Origin of the sequence: Psychrobacter sp. CAL346-MNA-CIBAN-0220, from assembly GCF_040309805.1 — a bacterium.
Lineage (GTDB): Bacteria > Pseudomonadota > Gammaproteobacteria > Pseudomonadales > Moraxellaceae > Psychrobacter.
This window is the reverse complement of sequence record NZ_JBEOPF010000513.1, coordinates 1-254: the sequence shown is the minus strand read 5'-3', so window position 1 is coordinate 254 and position 254 is coordinate 1. Positions and strand designations below refer to the sequence as shown.

General features: G+C 49.6%; 1 protein-coding gene. It reads right to left on the bottom strand.

All coding sequences use genetic code 11. From position 1 onward, the window contains the following. Window positions 1-254 (bottom strand): hypothetical protein (locus AAEY88_RS14595; RefSeq protein ID WP_350563543.1); only part of this gene is annotated, 254 nt, incomplete at both ends.

The following is a 254-nucleotide window of genomic DNA, read 5'->3' as shown; positions in this document are numbered from 1 at the left end:
ACTTTGACGCATGTCATCGGCAATCACTTGCCGCTCGGCAGTCGTCATGCTGCCGTTGGCGCCGCGGAGCACTAACTCTTTCATGCTGCCAGCCAAGGTATCGGCTTGGCCTAACTGGCTTTCGGCTTGTTGAATATGACTGGTGGCGTAATCAATTTTTTTTACAAACTGGTCTACCAAAGCATTTTTTTGCTTTAAGTTATCAATACCAATGGCAGCGACAGGGTCATCGCCGGCGGTGTTAACCCTTTTGC